General features: G+C 45.2%; 15 protein-coding genes. 3 read left to right on the forward strand and 12 right to left on the reverse strand.

Annotated features, from left to right (window positions below; genetic code table 11):
- Positions 1 to 167: 167 nt before the first annotated feature.
- On the forward strand, positions 168 to 1,052 hold the full coding sequence (locus AB8613_RS07090; protein ID WP_132982593.1) for a DUF481 domain-containing protein: 885 nt from the start codon (positions 168 to 170) through the stop codon (positions 1,050 to 1,052).
- 181 nt (positions 1,053 to 1,233) lie between these two features.
- Here the strand turns inward: AB8613_RS07090 and rplI are convergent, their stop codons facing one another.
- The 5 genes from rplI to rnr all read right to left on the reverse strand — a co-directional run bounded on the left by rplI (position 1,234) and on the right by rnr (position 6,138).
- Complete coding sequence (rplI, locus tag AB8613_RS07095) at positions 1,234 to 1,686, reverse strand: 50S ribosomal protein L9 (RefSeq protein ID WP_010434182.1); 453 nt, start codon at positions 1,684 to 1,686, stop codon at positions 1,234 to 1,236.
- Positions 1,687 to 1,724: 38 nt separating this feature from the next.
- Entirely contained in the window at positions 1,725 to 1,952 is a 228-nt protein-coding gene (gene rpsR / locus AB8613_RS07100) for a 30S ribosomal protein S18 (protein WP_000090472.1), read from the reverse strand.
- A 112-nt stretch (positions 1,953 to 2,064) separates the two neighbouring features.
- Positions 2,065 to 2,454 carry a 30S ribosomal protein S6 gene (rpsF, locus tag AB8613_RS07105; protein ID WP_004741278.1) on the reverse strand — a complete coding sequence of 130 codons (390 nt, stop codon included), beginning with the start codon at positions 2,452 to 2,454 and terminating at the stop codon, positions 2,065 to 2,067.
- A gap of 269 nt (positions 2,455 to 2,723) precedes the next feature.
- Positions 2,724 to 3,464, reverse strand: a complete 741-nt coding sequence (gene rlmB, locus AB8613_RS07110) for a 23S rRNA (guanosine(2251)-2'-O)-methyltransferase RlmB (RefSeq protein WP_017063180.1) — start codon at positions 3,462 to 3,464, stop codon at positions 2,724 to 2,726.
- Between the two features lie 172 nt (positions 3,465 to 3,636).
- Entirely contained in the window at positions 3,637 to 6,138 is a 2,502-nt protein-coding gene (gene rnr, locus AB8613_RS07115; protein WP_132982594.1) for a ribonuclease R, read from the reverse strand.
- A 247-nt stretch (positions 6,139 to 6,385) separates the two neighbouring features.
- On the opposite strand from rnr, the gene AB8613_RS07120 reads away from it, so the two are divergent.
- Positions 6,386 to 7,795, forward strand: coding sequence for an amidohydrolase (locus AB8613_RS07120; protein WP_146491333.1), 1,410 nt, complete (start codon positions 6,386 to 6,388; stop codon positions 7,793 to 7,795).
- Between the two features lie 169 nt (positions 7,796 to 7,964).
- Here AB8613_RS07120 and AB8613_RS07125 read toward each other — a convergent pair whose 3' ends face one another.
- Complete coding sequence (locus tag AB8613_RS07125; RefSeq protein ID WP_061019827.1) at positions 7,965 to 8,600, reverse strand: tetratricopeptide repeat protein; 636 nt, start codon at positions 8,598 to 8,600, stop codon at positions 7,965 to 7,967.
- Between the two features lie 316 nt (positions 8,601 to 8,916).
- On the reverse strand, positions 8,917 to 10,233 hold the full coding sequence (locus AB8613_RS07130; protein WP_010434108.1) for an adenylosuccinate synthase: 1,317 nt from the start codon (positions 10,231 to 10,233) through the stop codon (positions 8,917 to 8,919).
- 172 nt (positions 10,234 to 10,405) lie between these two features.
- Here AB8613_RS07130 and AB8613_RS07135 point away from each other — a divergent pair, with 172 nt between their 5' ends.
- Entirely contained in the window at positions 10,406 to 10,594 is a 189-nt protein-coding gene (locus tag AB8613_RS07135; RefSeq protein ID WP_010434105.1) for a DUF2065 domain-containing protein, read from the forward strand.
- A 158-nt stretch (positions 10,595 to 10,752) separates the two neighbouring features.
- Here the strand turns inward: AB8613_RS07135 and hflC are convergent, their stop codons facing one another.
- The 5 genes from hflC to miaA form a co-directional block, all read right to left on the reverse strand.
- Positions 10,753 to 11,730 carry a protease modulator HflC gene (hflC, locus tag AB8613_RS07140; protein WP_102478974.1) on the reverse strand — a complete coding sequence of 326 codons (978 nt, stop codon included), beginning with the start codon at positions 11,728 to 11,730 and terminating at the stop codon, positions 10,753 to 10,755.
- Between the two features lie 2 nt (positions 11,731 to 11,732).
- Complete coding sequence (gene hflK / locus AB8613_RS07145; RefSeq protein WP_172380577.1) at positions 11,733 to 12,935, reverse strand: FtsH protease activity modulator HflK; 1,203 nt, start codon at positions 12,933 to 12,935, stop codon at positions 11,733 to 11,735.
- A gap of 27 nt (positions 12,936 to 12,962) precedes the next feature.
- Positions 12,963 to 14,270 carry a ribosome rescue GTPase HflX gene (gene hflX / locus AB8613_RS07150; protein ID WP_372384702.1) on the reverse strand — a complete coding sequence of 436 codons (1,308 nt, stop codon included), beginning with the start codon at positions 14,268 to 14,270 and terminating at the stop codon, positions 12,963 to 12,965.
- A 44-nt stretch (positions 14,271 to 14,314) separates the two neighbouring features.
- Entirely contained in the window at positions 14,315 to 14,578 is a 264-nt protein-coding gene (gene hfq / locus AB8613_RS07155; RefSeq protein WP_017059927.1) for an RNA chaperone Hfq, read from the reverse strand.
- A gap of 192 nt (positions 14,579 to 14,770) precedes the next feature.
- Positions 14,771 to 15,703: a tRNA (adenosine(37)-N6)-dimethylallyltransferase MiaA gene (miaA, locus tag AB8613_RS07160; protein ID WP_060983120.1), complete on the reverse strand. Its 933-nt coding sequence runs from the start codon at positions 15,701 to 15,703 to the stop codon at positions 14,771 to 14,773.
- Positions 15,704 to 15,721: the final 18 nt, after the last annotated feature.

Below are 15,721 nucleotides of genomic sequence, written 5' to 3' on the forward strand. Positions count from 1 at the left end.
ACTCAATAACTAATAATGATCGTTCATTATACCCAAGAACATCCGTTTGTAATCCGATCCTATGAGTTTGTTTTATTCTTCAGGAAGAATTTACCTATTGCTGACGGAATTAACCAAGGGTAGCATTACGATCCTGCCATTCATTCACTGTATAACTTGAGGTATGCGTGTCCAAATTATTGGCTCTGAGCACTGGTCTTCTAAGCATCGGCCTCCTGAGCACTCCGTTGGCCTTAGCTGATGATACTAAAGCCTCTGTTGATGCAATCCTCGACTCTATAGTAGTACCAGAACCTACTGCTGAGCCGATCGTCGTTGCACCGACATCTGAAGAAAAAGATATGGATATCGCACCGAATGATACGAGTGATACAGAACTGCCGAACCCACTGAAAACGGAAGTCGAATTTGGATATCAGTCGCATACTGGTAATTCTGATTCACGGTCGCTTAACGCACGCCTTAACGGTGAATACACGGCAGGCCGCCATAGAACCAGTGGTGAATGGAAATACTACAACCTCTACAAAGATGGCGAAGAAGATAAAAGGCAGTCAACTTACTCGGCTCAGAGTGACTACAAGTTAAGCCCTAAAACCTATCTCTACGGCAGCTTTAAAGGTGTCGATTCTCGATACAGCGCCTACTTTAAGGACTACACCGTTTCTAGTGGTCTGGGTTACCAGTTTTCGAATACCGAAGAGTTTGTGCTGGAAGTCGAAGTTGGGCCTGGTTTTCGTTACCAAGAGCCAAATCTTGATGAGCTAGACGACGATGACATCATCTTTCCGGAGATTGTTGAAGAAGCGATTTTTCGTGGCAACGTGAATACGTCTTGGCAGGTCTTGAAGAATTTACAGCTCAAGGCAGACGTGACGCTTGTGTCTGGCCACAGTAACCTAAAGTTTGATACCGAACTCGAAGCCATCAATGATATTACCGACAATATCGCACTAAAGATCGCTCACTCTCGCCAATACCACGATAAAGTGCCTGAAGGATTAAGCAAAGAAGACTCTATTCTATCTATCAACCTGCTATTCCAATTCTAATCTTAAGACTACTTCTAACCTTGAGAACGACCAGTTCAGCAATAACAGCTTATGGATCACTGTAAGCTTTTTACTTACCAGAGTCCTTCCTTGTACTTTCCTATATTCCAGACATAAAAAAACACCAGCCGAAGCTGGTGTTTAAAACTTTCAAAAGAAAGAATTCGTCTTGGTACTGAAATTACTCAGCTGCAACGATAGCGATTTTCGCAGTAGCAAAAACTTCAGAGTGAAGTTGGATGCTTACTTCGAATTCGCCGATGTTACGTAGAGCGCCTTCAGGTAGGCGTACTTCGCTCTTAGCTACTGCAACACCTGCCGCTGTAATAGCGTCAGCGATGTCACGAGTACCGATAGAACCGAATAGTTTACCTTCGTCACCAGCTTTAGAAGCGATTGTAACGCCTTCTAGAGTGTTAACGCTCTCTGCACGAGCTTCAGCAGCAGCTAGTTGCTCAGCAACTTTAGCTTCTAGTTCAGCACGACGAGTTTCGAACATAGCAACGTTGTCTTTAGTTGCCATAACTGCTTTACCCTGTGGGATAAGGAAGTTACGAGCGTAACCAGATTTAACGTTTACTTGGTCGCCAAGGCCACCTAGGTTACCGATCTTATCAAGTAGAATAACTTGCATTATCTTAGTCCTCTTAAACTATTATTAACTATTACCGATTACTGATGCTTGTCAGTGTACGGTAGTAGAGCTAGGTAACGAGAACGCTTGATAGCGCGAGCTAGTTGACGCTGGTACTTAGCGCTTGTACCAGTGATACGGCTAGGTACGATTTTACCAGCTTCAGTGATGTAGTTTTTAAGAGTTGCTACGTCTTTGTAGTCAATCTCTTGTACGCCTTCTGCAGTGAAACGGCAGAATTTACGACGACGGAAGAAACGAGCCATGGGCTATCTCCTGATCTTAAATTTAGTAAAGCGGTCTTTCACAATTATCGAAATAACTATCAATGACCTAAAACAAGTTGAGAATTTTTTAAGGCGTTAAGCCAAAAAAGAATTACTCAGCAGCTGCTTCTGGTTTAGCTTCTGTACGCTCTTCGCGACGAGGAGCACGCTCTGCACGCTCTTCTTTTTGCTTAAGCATAATAGATTGCTCAGTCACAGCGCCTTTAGTGCGCATGATCATGTTACGTAGAACTGCATCGTTGAAACGGAAAGCAGTTTCTAGCTCGTCAATCACTTCTTGACCAGCTTCAACGTTCATAAGAACGTAGTGAGCTTTGTGAAGCTTGTTGATTGGGTAAGCCATTTGACGACGACCCCAGTCTTCTAGACGGTGGATAGTACCGCCAGCTTCAGTGATAGAACCAGTGTAACGCTCGATCATGCCAGCAACTTGCTCGCTTTGATCAGGGTGAACCATGAATACGATTTCGTAATGACGCATTTGGTTGCTCCTTACGGATTATTAGCTTCCACGAGTGGCCCGGTCGTCCAGAGGAAGCAAGGAACTAAAGATAAATGACCGAGTTTTAAGGACGGCAAATATTATAGAAAGAGCTCGGTATTAGCAAGTGATATTTGGCGAATAATGAAACAGTTTCTCTTTCGCCATCTAGCCATCCAGCAATCGCATTTTCCACCCTATTTGAGTCTATAAAACAAACGCCCATCACCTAAGTAATGAGCGTTTAATATTTGAATTTGTTCAATCGATTACTGAGCTAAACGCTGACGTACCGCTTCGAACAGACAGATACCTGATGCTACCGAAACGTTTAGGCTCGACACGCTACCTGCCATTGGGATCTTAATTAGGTCATCACAGGTTTCACGCGTTAGACGACGCATACCGTCACCTTCTGCACCCATAACTACCGCAAGAGGGCCCGTTAGCTTCGCTTGGTAGATATCATGCGTTGCTTCACCTGCCGTACCCACAAACCATACGCCCTGCTCTTGCAGTGCACGCATTGTGCGAGCCAGGTTAGTTACACGTACTAGAGGAACCGTTTCAGCCGCACCACATGCAACCTTGCTTACCGTTGCCGTTAACGGCGAAGAACGGTCTTTCGGTACGATAACTGCCGCCACACCAGCAGCATCCGCGTTACGCAGACAAGCACCTAGATTGTGCGGGTCTGTTACGCCATCTAGAACCAGCAGCAAAGGCTGTTCGTGCTGCGCTAGGATATCATCTAGGTGAGTTTCATTAAGCTGCTTAGCAGGCTTCACCTTAGCAATAAGACCTTGGTGATTCGCACCTTGTGCTTTTTCATCCAGCGGCTTACGACCCATCTGTTGAATCGACACACCAAACTGTTGCAGTTGGTTCAGTAATGGAAGAAGACGCTCGTCTTGGCGACCTTTCAGTACATACGCTTCAATAAAACGTGCAGGATCTTTTTCTAGTACGGCTTTCACCGCGTGAATACCGTAAATAAATTCGTTACTCATTGTCTCAACTTACTCTTATTACTCAGAGAAGAATGACATCAAACCCGATGCATCCACCTCTGTATTGTTTATTTCGAGAGTATTCGTCTTACGCCTGATACTCTCGCAGTTAGATACGCTCATATTAAATGAGTTAGGCGCTGAACCTGATTAGCAGAGCGCCTTATTGACCTTAAGATTTATCAGCCTTTGGCTTACGGCTTGCAGCACGCTTTTTCTTAGCGCGAGCTTTAGCAGCACCAGTTTTATTCGCTGGCTTTTTCTTCTTAGCAGAGCTTTCACTGCTTCCATCAGGTCGCTTAGTTGGCTCAACCATAGGCTTCGCTGATACACCCGGCTTATTGCTCTTCACTGCTGAGCGCTTCTTGCTTTTCGCCTTTTTCATTGCTTCTGCTGCACGCTTCTTGGCTGTTTTGCCTTTACCGCGCGGCTGACGATCGGTGTCTTCTAAGTCAAAGTCGATTTGGCGAGTTTCTAAGTTAACCGCAGAAACCTTCACTTTAACCGAATCACCCAAGCGGTAGATATTACCAGAGCTTTCCCCCACGAGACGCTGACCAACAGCATCAAATTGGTAGTAATCGTTCGCTAGCGCTGAGATATGTACCAAGCCATCGATGTGCAGTTCAGTTAGACGAACAAAGAAGCCGAAGCCAGTCACGTTGGCAATCACGCCATCCATCACTTCACCGACATGGTCTTGCATGTATTCGCACTTCAACCAGTCGTTCACTTCACGCGTTGCGTCATCAGCACGACGTTCAGTCATTGAACACTGCTCGCCGTAGAAATCCATATCATCGAAAGTGTAGTGGTAACCACCCGTTGGCGTCCAACGTTCGCTGTTACGACCACCTTCTTTCGCAATAAGGTACTTAATCGCACGGTGCAATAGCAAGTCAGGGTAACGACGAATCGGCGAGGTAAAGTGAGCATAGCGTTTAAGAGCTAAACCAAAGTGACCCGCGTTGTCCGCGTTGTAGACCGCTTGCTTCATCGAGCGCAGTAGCATGGTTTGGATTAACTCACGATCTTCACGTTCGTTAATCTGTTGCATCAGTTGCGCGTAGTCTACCGGAGATGGTGACAGACCACCTTCCAGCGTTAAACCTAATTCACTTAAGAAGCTCTTGAAGCCCATTAAGCGCTCTTCGCCCGGAGTTTCGTGAACACGGTACAGCGCAGGCTCTTTCGCTTTTTCTACGTAAGATGCCGATGCGATGTTTGCCAGAATCATACACTCTTCGATGATCTTATGTGCGTCGTTACGTACTACCGGTTCAATACGGTCGATCTTACGATCCGCATTGAAGATAAATTTGGTTTCAACGGTTTCAAACTCAATCGCACCACGCTCATCACGCGTTTTCTTAAGCACCTTGTACATCTTATGAAGCTCTTCAAGGTGCGGTACTTCTGGTTCGTAACGCTCACGAAGTTCTTCATTGCCATCTAAGATCGCGCCTACTTTGTTGTAAGTAAGACGAGCATGAGAGTTCATTACCGCTTCGTAGTGCTTGTAACCCGACAGCTTACCTTTGTCTGAGATAGTCATCTCACACACCATACATAAACGGTCTACTTGAGGGTTCAATGAACACAAACCATTTGAAAGCACTTCAGGCAGCATTGGTACAACTTGTGACGGGAAGTATACCGAGTTACCACGGTTAATCGCCTCTTTGTCTAGCGCTGTATCTGGGCGAACGTAGTAACTTACGTCAGCAATCGCTACCCATAGGCGCCAGCCGCCGCCTTTCTTCGCTTCACAATAAACCGCATCATCGAAGTCACGCGCATCTTCACCATCAATCGTAACCAATGGCAGCTTACGCAGGTCTACACGTCCTTCTTTTGCTTCTTCAGGAACATGCTCACCGAGGTTTTCGATTTGTTTATCTACCGCTTCAGGCCACTCTTGTGGGATCTGGTGAGTACGAATCGCGATCTGCGTTTCCATACCCGGCGCCATATTCTCACCAAGAACTTCGGTCACTTTACCCATCATGTTACGAGAACGACCGCCGCGATCCGTAATTTCAATCACAACCACATTACCCATTCGAGCACCGCCTTTATGCTCAGTAGGGATCTGGATGTCGTGACTAATACGCGAATCATCAGCAACAACGTAAGAATGGCCATACTCTAGGAAGAAGCGACCAACAAGTGGCGTTTTACGCTCTTCAAGCACACGAACCAAGCGGCCTTCACGACGGCCACGCTTACTGTTATCAGTAGGCTGAACCAATACGTAATCACCATGCATGATGGTTTTCATCTGATGATGCGGCAGCACGATATCATTGTCTTTACCCACACTGCCGTCTGGGCGAACCCAACCATGACCGTCTTTATGACCAATCACATAGCCTTTGATCAGCTCCATCTTCTCAGGCAATGCGTAGCACTGACGACGAGTAAAGATAAGCTGCCCATCACGCTCCATTGCACGTAAACGACGACGCAGCCCTTCATATTGTTCCTCTCCAGCAAGACCCAAAGCTTCGAATAGATCGTTGCGGTTCATCGGAATATTCGCGTCTGTTAGAAACGAAATAATGAACTCTCGGCTTGGTACTGGATTATCGTAATTTTTCGACTCTCGGTCGGCAAAAGGATCAACAGTGGTTGTCGCTGTCGTGTTTTCTGACGTTGGTGTGTTTTTTGACATAGGCGGGCCTGCTTAAGCAAGGAAGGTATATACCCCTAGTATATCTGATGCTAGAGGTAAGCTACAGATATGCTTTGGAAAACACTCAAATAACCTCAGATTGATACATATCTTCACTTTGTGAAACATCGCTTCATAGACGTGGACTATCATCAAAATTTCAAGCAAACGATAAAACAAACGTTTGCGCCATGAATGAAATACACTATTATCCACGCACTTTACCAACTCCTGTTCTGAGTATGATATGAAACTAAAACGCACTTTATTGGCTTCAGCAATGGCAAGCCTCGCTATATTTCCATTTGCGAGTTCGGCAATGGAAAAAGCTGACCTGATGATTACCGATGCGATGGTTCTAACCATGAACCAAGACAAAACGGTTTATGAAAGCGGTACTGTTGTCGTCAAAGACAACAAAATCATTGCGGTAGGTGATGCTTCACTAGAGAAGCAGTACCAAGCGAAACAAGTGTTAGACGTTGATGGCGATATCGTTATGCCGGGTCTCATCAATACTCATACTCACGTATCAATGACGGTTTTCCGTTCGCTGGCCGATGATGTGCCTGATCGCCTGCACCGCTACATCTTCCCACTAGAGAAAAAGCTAGTATCGCGAGACATGGTACGCATTGGTGCGAATCTAGGTAACGTTGAAATGGTAAAAGGCGGTGTCACGACTTACGCCGACATGTACTACTTCGAAGATGAAGTAGCGAAAACTGTCGATAAGATCGGTATGCGTGCCATTCTGGGTGAAACCGTGATTAAGTTTCCAGTAGCGGATGCAGCCAACGCCGAAGAAGGCATCAAGTACGCATTGAACTTCATTGAAGAATACAAAGATCACCCGCGAATCACACCAGCGTTTGCACCGCATGCTCCTTACACCAACACCACAGAGATCCTGCAGAAAATATCTAAGCTATCTCTAGAGTTAGATGTACCAGTAATGATTCACCTTGCAGAATCACATCGTGAAGAAGAAAAAATCGCAGAGCGTTCTGATGGGTTATCCCCGGTTCAATACATGGACAGCATTGGCGCACTCAACAAAAACTTGGTGGGTGCACACATGATCCTAGTAGACGATCACGATATCGAATTAGTGAAGAAATCGGATATGGGCGTAGCTCATAATATGAGTGCTAATATCAAGTCAGCAAAAGGCGTATCACCAGCGCTTAAGATGTATGACGAGAACGTACGTATCGGTTTAGGTACAGATGGGCCAATGTCTGGTAACACACTGAGCACCATTGATGAGTTCAACCAAGTCGCTAAGGTTCACAAGCTAGTTAATAAAGATCGTGCTGCGATGCCGCCGATCAAAGTGATCGACATGGCAACAATGGGCGCAGCAAAAGCGCTCCACATGGAAGATAAGATCGGCTCTCTTGAAGCTGGTAAGCTTGCCGACATCATAGTGATCGATACCAAGGCACCAAACATGGTTCCGGTCTACAACCCATACTCAGCATTAGTTTACTCTGCTAACTCGGGTAACGTTCGCCACACGATCGTTGATGGCAAGATCATTATGCAAGACCGCGACATGCTAACGGTAGACGAAGACAAGATTCGTCAAGAAGCACTCGATTTTACCAAGGTTGTTCGTGAAACGGTGATTGAGTCTGGTGAGGTTGTTCAATAACGTCACTGAATGAGATAAACGGTTTCCCTTAAGATCAAAAAAGGCCTCATAGGAATTTATCTATGAGGCCTTTTTAATACGAGTTTTTTTACCTCAATATATTTCTATATCAAGATAGATGATTAACGAGTGCAGTCATTAATCATCTACTCTGATTCAATAATCGATCTTACCAGAACACGTCTCGACGTTTTGCTCGAGCAATGATGTTGTCTGGCATTCTCTGTTCTAGACCGCTACGAAGCACGGTGATACGCTTATGCTGCCTTTGATCCGCTGTCACCGAGTTGTATAACCAGCGGTAAGCGTCTTCATAGTCTAATGGGCTACCGTAGTCACGTAACAAGAGTTCAGCTAAGTGGATACTCGCACTTAAGTTACCCATAGAGGCCGCTTCACGTAGATACGGAATCGCACGCTCTTTGTCTTGTTGTACCAAAGTACCACGAGAGTAATAACGACCTAACTGCTCTAATGCAGCGGGTAAACCTTGATGTGCCGCGTTTTCCATATAGTAAAGGCCAAGCTCTACATCTTGTGGAACACACACACCCCAAGCCAACATATCGCCGTATAAAAACTCATAAGAAGGCAAGCTAATACGCGTCGCACGAGCAACGATATCTTCAACTAACTGGCACTTATCAGCTTTCACTCGCTCTAGATGTTGATTATTTTCGATTAAATTAATCAGTTCAGCTTCTGTATATATTGGAACGGGCTCTCCCACATCAGCCAAATTTGCATGACTCAAGGGTGAGCTCAGCGCCATTATTAATGAAGCTGCCACAATTCGTAGCTTCATACCTGCACTCTATTATCTGTCGCTAAAGTTATCTATTGAGGGGTGCAGAGGATTTCTACACGCACAAAACAGGGTGAACTTCACTTTCCATGATATCTGTATCGGCAATAACCCTGACGGCTTTAGACAAAACTTGCCGCTAATGGGCAATATTTTGCCAGATGGCGTTCAAAAGATCACCATCAAAGAGTGCGTGGCTAAATTGCAGGTATTAAAAAGCCGACTTAATAAAGTCGGCTTTTAGAAAACTATTTCATTATCAGAGCACTTTAATTATCAAAGCAATGTTTGTGCTGTGGTAATCACTCAGCGGGCATTACGCGCCGTATGGGTGAACCTTGATGATAGTTTCGTTACGATCTGGGCCAGTTGATACGATATCAATTGGAACGCCAGTTAGGTCTTCGATACGCTTAATGTAATCTAGAGCAGCTTGTGGAAGCGCGTCGATAGATTTAGCACCAAATGTGTTTTCAGACCAACCAGGCATTGTTTCGTAGATTGGCGTCGCTTCTTCGAATGACTCAGCAGCCATTGGAGAAACTTCTAGGATAGAACCATCTTTCATCTTGTAGCCAGTACAGATTTTTAGTTCTTCTAGGCCATCTAGAACGTCTAGTTTAGTTAGACACATACCAGATAGAGAGTTGATTTGGATTGCACGACGCATAGCAACAGCATCGAACCAACCAGTACGACGTAGACGACCAGTTGTTGCGCCAAACTCGTGACCAACATCGCCTAGGTGCTTACCAACTGGGTCTTGTTTTTCAAGGCCATCGTATAGCTCAGTTGGGAATGGACCTGAACCAACACGAGTACAGTAAGCCTTAGTAATACCAAGGATGTAACCGATGTGACGAGGACCGAAACCAGAACCTGCAGCAACACCACCAGCAGTCGTGTTAGAAGACGTTACGTATGGGTAAGTACCGTGGTCGATATCTAGTAGCGTACCTTGAGCACCTTCGAACATGATCTTGTCGCCGCGCTTACGTGCTGCGTCTAGTTCGTCAGTTACGTCGATAACCATCGCAGTTAACATGTCTGCGTAGCTCATCGCTTGCTCAAGAACTTCTTCGTAGCTTACTGTTTCAGCTTTGTAGAAGTGCTCTAGTTGGAAGTTGTGGAATTCCATAACTTCTTTTAGCTTCTCAGCAAATGCTTCTTTATCGAAAAGGTCGCCAACGCGTAGACCGCGACGAGCAACTTTATCTTCGTAAGCTGGACCGATACCACGACCCGTTGTACCGATAGCTTTAGCGCCACGAGCGATTTCACGCGCGTTGTCGATTGCAATGTGGTACGGAAGAATTAGAGGACAAGCTTCAGAGATGAAAAGACGCTCACGTACTGGGATACCGCGATCTTCAAGAGGCTTCATTTCTTTTAGAAGTGCGTCAGGCGATAATACTACACCGTTACCAATAACACATTTAACGTTATTGCGTAGGATACCTGATGGAATTAAGTGAAGAACGGTTTTTTCACCGTCAATTACAAGTGTGTGACCTGCATTGTGACCGCCTTGGTAGCGAACCACGTATTTTGCATCTTCAGTTAAAAGGTCAACGATTTTACCTTTACCTTCATCACCCCATTGGGTGCCTAGAACGACTACGTTATTTCCCATCTTTCCAATTTCTGTTGCTAATTAAAAATGGATTCTAGCACTGAATCACACTTCTTGCAGTCACTTTTTGTCCATAAACGTTAACGCTGTACAAAAATAAACCAGTGATAACTGAGGGCGAATGTATGAAGATACTGATATCATTGCTTTTTTACAGACAAAAGGCAGAACCATGTCTCAATCAATTTGGCTCGCTATTGGGCTCGTACTTATTGTTGAAGGGCTCGGCCCCTTAATTGCACCCAATGGCTGGAGAAACATGGTCGCGCAACTGAGCGAACAACCAGACACACAACTGCGTCGCATTGGCGGCTGTCTTGTGGTGGCAGGAGCGGTTATCGCTTTCATGACCTACCGCTAGGTTTAGGTTGCTATAAGTAGAACGCTATTGAGCGCCTTCCCTCGCGCCCCCAATCGTAGACCTGAAAACAATAGAAAACAAAAAGGCTCCCATAATGGGAGCCTTTTAAGTTTTAACGCATTTTGCTTATTGAGCTAAGCATTCGCTAACGCATCAGCTTATTTCGCTGGAGCGCCGCTTGCTTGATTCATGTATTGGAAGAAGTCAGTCTTCGGATCCAGTACTAGAATGTCGCTCTTATCGCTAAATGATGTCTCATAAGCTTGCAATGAACGCATGAAGCCGTAGAACTCAGGATCTTTGCTGAACGCATCAGAGTAGATCTTCGCTGCTTCTGCATCCGCGTCACCACGAGTGATTCGAGCTGTACGGTCAGCTTCAGCAAGAACTGTTGCCACTTCTAGCTCAGCTTGAGCACGGATAACTTCCGCTTTCTCACGACCTTGAGAACGGTGTCTACGAGCAACCGACTCACGTTCTGCACGCATACGGCGGTAGATAGATTCACTGATTTCGTCAGGAAGGTTAATCTTCTTCATACGGAAATCAACAACTTCAACACCTAAATCAGCCATCGCACTTTCTGCCGTTCCAGACAAAACGTTTTCCATGATCTTATCGCGTTCGCCATCAACTTCTAGTGCTTCTGCAGCCGCTACCGTTGTGACGACTTCGCTATCAGCAGAGTCTGGCAGGATGTCCTTATTACGAGGACCTGACACGATCTGCTTAATTTCACGAGAACCAATTTCAGAACGAAGAACATCTGTCACCTTACGCTCAAGAAGTGCTTCTGCCGTCATGATATTACCGCCGCCAGTACTCAGATAGAAACGTCCAAAATCAGCAATACGCCATTTTGCGTAAGTATCAATTAGAACGTCTTTTTTCTCTGATGTTACGAAACGGTCAGAACGACCATCCATCGTTTGAATACGAGCATCAAGTACTTTTACGCGATCAAACAGTGGCAGTTTAAAGTGCAGGCCTGGTTCATAGATTCGTGATACGCCGTTGTCATCGAGAACTCGACCAAAACGAATTACCATGCCACGCTCGCCTTCTTGAATCACAAATAGTGACATCAATAGAAGGGCAATCGTCACAACTAATACAGGGATCATTAATTTACGCATTATTAGTATCTCCCTTGGCGTGAACTGTCTGAACGAGTTTGAGTGCTAGGCTTAGGATCCGCTTGAGTTTCTAACTCAATTTGATCGTAAGTTGATGATGCTTTCGCAGGGCGAGAGCCCGACTGAGAACCACCTTGTGCGCCTAGCTTATCAATTGGTAGGTATAGCAAATTACCGCTTGATTCAGAATCAATCAGGACTTTCGATGTGCTTGAGTACACTTTTTCCATTGTATCAAGGTACATACGGTTACGTGTTACTTCAGGAGCAGCTTGGTATTCAGGTAGCAGTTTCTCGAACTGAGCTACTTGACCTAGAGCACCATTAACTGTGCGCTCTGAGTAACCTACCGCTTCTTTCTTCAAACGCTCAGCACGACCTGTTGCTTTTGGAAGAATGTCATTTCGGTAAGCTTCAGCTTCACGTTCAAAACGCTCTTCATCCTCACGAGCCGCGATAGCATCATCAAATGCATCTTTCACTTGCTCAGGTGGACGTGCTGACTGGAAGTTCACGTCAACAATCAAAATACCCATGTCGTAGCTATCAATAATACGGTTCAACGTTTCTTGAGTGCTTTGACGAATCTGCTGACGACCACTTGTTAGGATACTATCCATTAGTGAGTCACCAATTACCGCACGAAGCGCAGAATCGGTTGCTTGGCGTAGACTGTCGTCTGCATTCGTTACACGATACAAGTACTTGTATGGGTCAGAAACACGGTATTGAACACCCATTTCAACGGTCACAACGTTTTCATCTTTCGTTAGCATCGTGCCAGCAGCACGTAGAGAACGAATTGCTTGAACGTTGACTAGTTGCTCATCTTTGATTTCATCAATGAAGCGTGGGTGCCAGTTAAGACCAGGCTCTTCGATACGGTCGAACTGACCCAGTCGAAGTACTACTGCTCTTTCTGCTTCGCCAACGGTGTAGAAACCAGCGAAGAACCAGATAGCAATAGCAATAACGGCAATGACACCAAAGCCAATTGCACCGCCACCACCAATAGATGGTCCGTTACCGTTGCCACCCTTTTTACCAAACTTGCCACCTAACTTTTGACTTAGTTTATTAAACACTTCGTCTAGATCTGGCGGTCCTTGATCTCGGCCGCCGCGATTATTTTTATTACCCCAAGGGTCATTATCGCGGCCGTTATTATCGCCGTTGTTGTTATTTCCAGGCTCATTCCACGCCATTAGAAAGCTCCATCATTTGATATGACGTTATACTGTAGCAGTCTCTTTAGTAACGATAAAGTCACCTAAGAGCGCCCCTTCTCTTTTTTCAAGTTTAGACCAATCTATTTGTTGCATTCGGATATATATCAACAAGTTACCATTTTCATCATACTCTTCTTGTTGAATACATTTCATCTCGAAGAATAAGCTGCGAATACGGCCCTGATGTTGATGTGGAATACACAACCGGAATTGAACCATCTGGCTAGCTAAACGCTCAGTTAAAGCTTCAAACAGCAGTTCAATGCCTTCTCCTTCCATTGCAGAAACCCAAACAGCGCGAGGTGCGCCCTCTTCGTCTCTTTCAATTCGAGGTTTTTGGTCTTCCATGCAGTCAATTTTGTTCATGACTACAAGGGTTGGCACTTCATGAGCATCGATTTCTTCTAATACTTCATGAACAGCCTGAATGTTCTCACGAAAACGGTCATCACTGGCATCAACAACATGTAACAAAATGTCAGCTTCCTGCGTCTCTTGTAATGTTGCCTTGAACGCAGCGACCAAGTCGTGTGGTAGATGACGGATAAAACCTACGGTATCTGCGAGAATTGCAGGCCCGACATCTGCCAAATCAATCTTACGCAGTGTTGGGTCTAGGGTTGCAAACAGTTGGTCTGCCGCATAAACACCAGCACTTGTGATGCGATTGAAAAGTGTTGATTTCCCTGCGTTGGTATAACCAACCAAAGAAATTGTTGGGATTTCAGCTCGATTACGAGCACGTCGTCCTTGTTCACGCTGCTTAGCGACTTTCGCTAAACGACGCAGTATTGCCTTTATACGGTCACGCAACAAACGGCGATCGGTTTCCAGTTGAGTTTCACCTGGACCACGAAGACCAATACCACCTTTCTGCCTTTCAAGGTGAGTCCAACCACGAATCAATCGGGTAGAGATATGACGAAGCTGAGCGAGCTCAACTTGTAGCTTACCTTCATGAGTTCGCGCACGTTGTGCAAAAATATCTAAGATCAAACCCGTGCGATCAATCACACGACATTTACACAATTGCTCGAGATTTCGCTCTTGGGCAGGAGAGAGAGAGTGGTTAAAAATCACAATTTCAGCACCGGTTAGCTGAACAGCTTGTGCGATTTCTAGAGCTTTACCTTCTCCAACGTAGTATTTAGGGAGTGGGGATTGTCGGCTACCAGTAATCACTTGTAGCGTTTCTACCCCCGCAGAGGAGACCAGCATTTCACATTCGCTTAGGTCTTCCCATTCTCCCTCTTGCGTGAAGTTGATATGAACAAGTACGGCTCGCTCGCCGGATTCATAACGGTCAAACAAGCAACCAACTCCTTATTACAGCACAAGCTGTATCAATTGAACGATTAATCTTCAGTCTTCTCTGGACGATCAGATGGCGTGCGTTGCTCGCCGCTGTGGTGACTAACTGCGCGAGCAGGTACCACAGTAGAAATCGCATGCTTGTAAACCATTTGGTTTACTGTGTTCTTCAATAAGATCACGAATTGATCGAAAGACTCGATCTGACCTTGCAGCTTAATGCCGTTAACAAGATAGATAGAGACTGGAATGCGCTCACGACGGAGTGCATTTAGGAATGGGTCTTGTAGCGATTGCCCCTTAGCCATTTTATTTTCCTTATTTGTATTTTGTTGTAATTATTTAGCTAGTGGTGCACAAAAAGGTGCGGCCTTTGCATCTGAGCTAAATGAATAAAAAACTCCGTTGTTATTGAAAGGCTGTGATTTTTTAAAAGCCTCAATAACGGATCCTTTCCAGAGTATATTCACGCAAAAGCGATCACATTATACACAGCAATACTAATCAGATGCTATTGCATCTGAAAGAGTTTCTAACGCTTGATCAATGTTTTCGCTATCTAACCAAGTTAAATCATCCCAACTGCGCAACCAGGTGATTTGTCGCTTGGCCAACTGACGGGTTGCACAGACACCACGGAAAACCGCTTCGTCTAAATCACAATTACCGTCTAAATAATCCCACATCTGCCTATAACCAACGCATCGGATCGATGGCAGTTCAGGATGAAGATCTTCTCTGGCGTACAACGCCTTCATTTCCTCTTCAAATCCCGCTTCGATCATCTTCTCGAAACGCAGCTCAATGCGGCGATGGAGTTCTTTCCTTTCCTTGGGAGCTATTGCAAATTGTTTTACACGAAATGGCAGGCTATCGCCTTTCGTTTGAGTTAGCTCTGTTAATGTTTTACCCGAAATTCGGTAAACTTCCAATGCCCTTGAAAGCCTTTGTGGATCATTTGGGTGTATTCTTTCAGCGGATACGGGATCAATCTCTCTTAATTGATCGTGCAATGCCTGCCAACCTTGTTCGATAGATTCCGCTTCAATCTGCTTACGAATCTCTTGATCCGCTGCTGGTAATGGCGATAAACCTTCCAACAATGCTTTGTAGTAAAGCATTGTGCCACCAACAAGTAGCGGAATTTTGCCTTCCGCTACAATCTTATTCATTTCATTGATCGCATCACGACGAAAATCTGCCGCAGAATACGCTTCGCTTGGATCCAGAATATCAATCAAGCGATGAGGCGCGAGCGCAAGCTCTTCCGCATCCGGTTTAGCGGTACCAATATCCATGTCTTTGTAGATAAGTGCCGAATCGACGCTGATGATCTCTACTGGGTATTTCTGACGTAAGCGGATAGCTAAATCTGTTTTTCCTGATGCCGTTGGGCCCATTAAAAACAACGCTAAAGGTAATTTTTCAGTCATGATATTTTGTATTTGCTT

It is taken from the genome of Vibrio sp. BS-M-Sm-2 (assembly GCF_041504345.1).
Taxonomy (GTDB): Bacteria; Pseudomonadota; Gammaproteobacteria; order Enterobacterales; family Vibrionaceae; genus Vibrio; species Vibrio satsumensis.

Excerpts from the sequence above, each read along its gene's own strand:
- rplI (WP_010434182.1), bottom strand. The coding sequence starts at position 1,686 with ATGCAAGTTATTCTACTTGATAAGATCGGTAACCTAGGTGGCCTTGGC.
- rpsR (WP_000090472.1), bottom strand. The coding sequence starts at position 1,952 with ATGGCTCGTTTCTTCCGTCGTCGTAAATTCTGCCGTTTCACTGCAGAA.
- rpsF (WP_004741278.1), bottom strand. The coding sequence starts at position 2,454 with ATGCGTCATTACGAAATCGTATTCATGGTTCACCCTGATCAAAGCGAG.
- rlmB (WP_017063180.1), bottom strand. The coding sequence starts at position 3,464 with ATGAGTAACGAATTTATTTACGGTATTCACGCGGTGAAAGCCGTACTA.
- rnr (WP_132982594.1), bottom strand. The coding sequence starts at position 6,138 with ATGTCAAAAAACACACCAACGTCAGAAAACACGACAGCGACAACCACT.
- AB8613_RS07120 (WP_146491333.1), top strand. The coding sequence starts at position 6,386 with ATGAAACTAAAACGCACTTTATTGGCTTCAGCAATGGCAAGCCTCGCT.
- AB8613_RS07125 (WP_061019827.1), bottom strand. The coding sequence starts at position 8,600 with ATGAAGCTACGAATTGTGGCAGCTTCATTAATAATGGCGCTGAGCTCA.
- AB8613_RS07130 (WP_010434108.1), bottom strand. The coding sequence starts at position 10,233 with ATGGGAAATAACGTAGTCGTTCTAGGCACCCAATGGGGTGATGAAGGT.
- AB8613_RS07135 (WP_010434105.1), top strand. The coding sequence starts at position 10,406 with ATGTCTCAATCAATTTGGCTCGCTATTGGGCTCGTACTTATTGTTGAA.
- hflC (WP_102478974.1), bottom strand. The coding sequence starts at position 11,730 with ATGCGTAAATTAATGATCCCTGTATTAGTTGTGACGATTGCCCTTCTA.
- hflK (WP_172380577.1), bottom strand. The coding sequence starts at position 12,935 with ATGGCGTGGAATGAGCCTGGAAATAACAACAACGGCGATAATAACGGC.
- hfq (WP_017059927.1), bottom strand. The coding sequence starts at position 14,578 with ATGGCTAAGGGGCAATCGCTACAAGACCCATTCCTAAATGCACTCCGT.
- miaA (WP_060983120.1), bottom strand. The coding sequence starts at position 15,703 with ATGACTGAAAAATTACCTTTAGCGTTGTTTTTAATGGGCCCAACGGCA.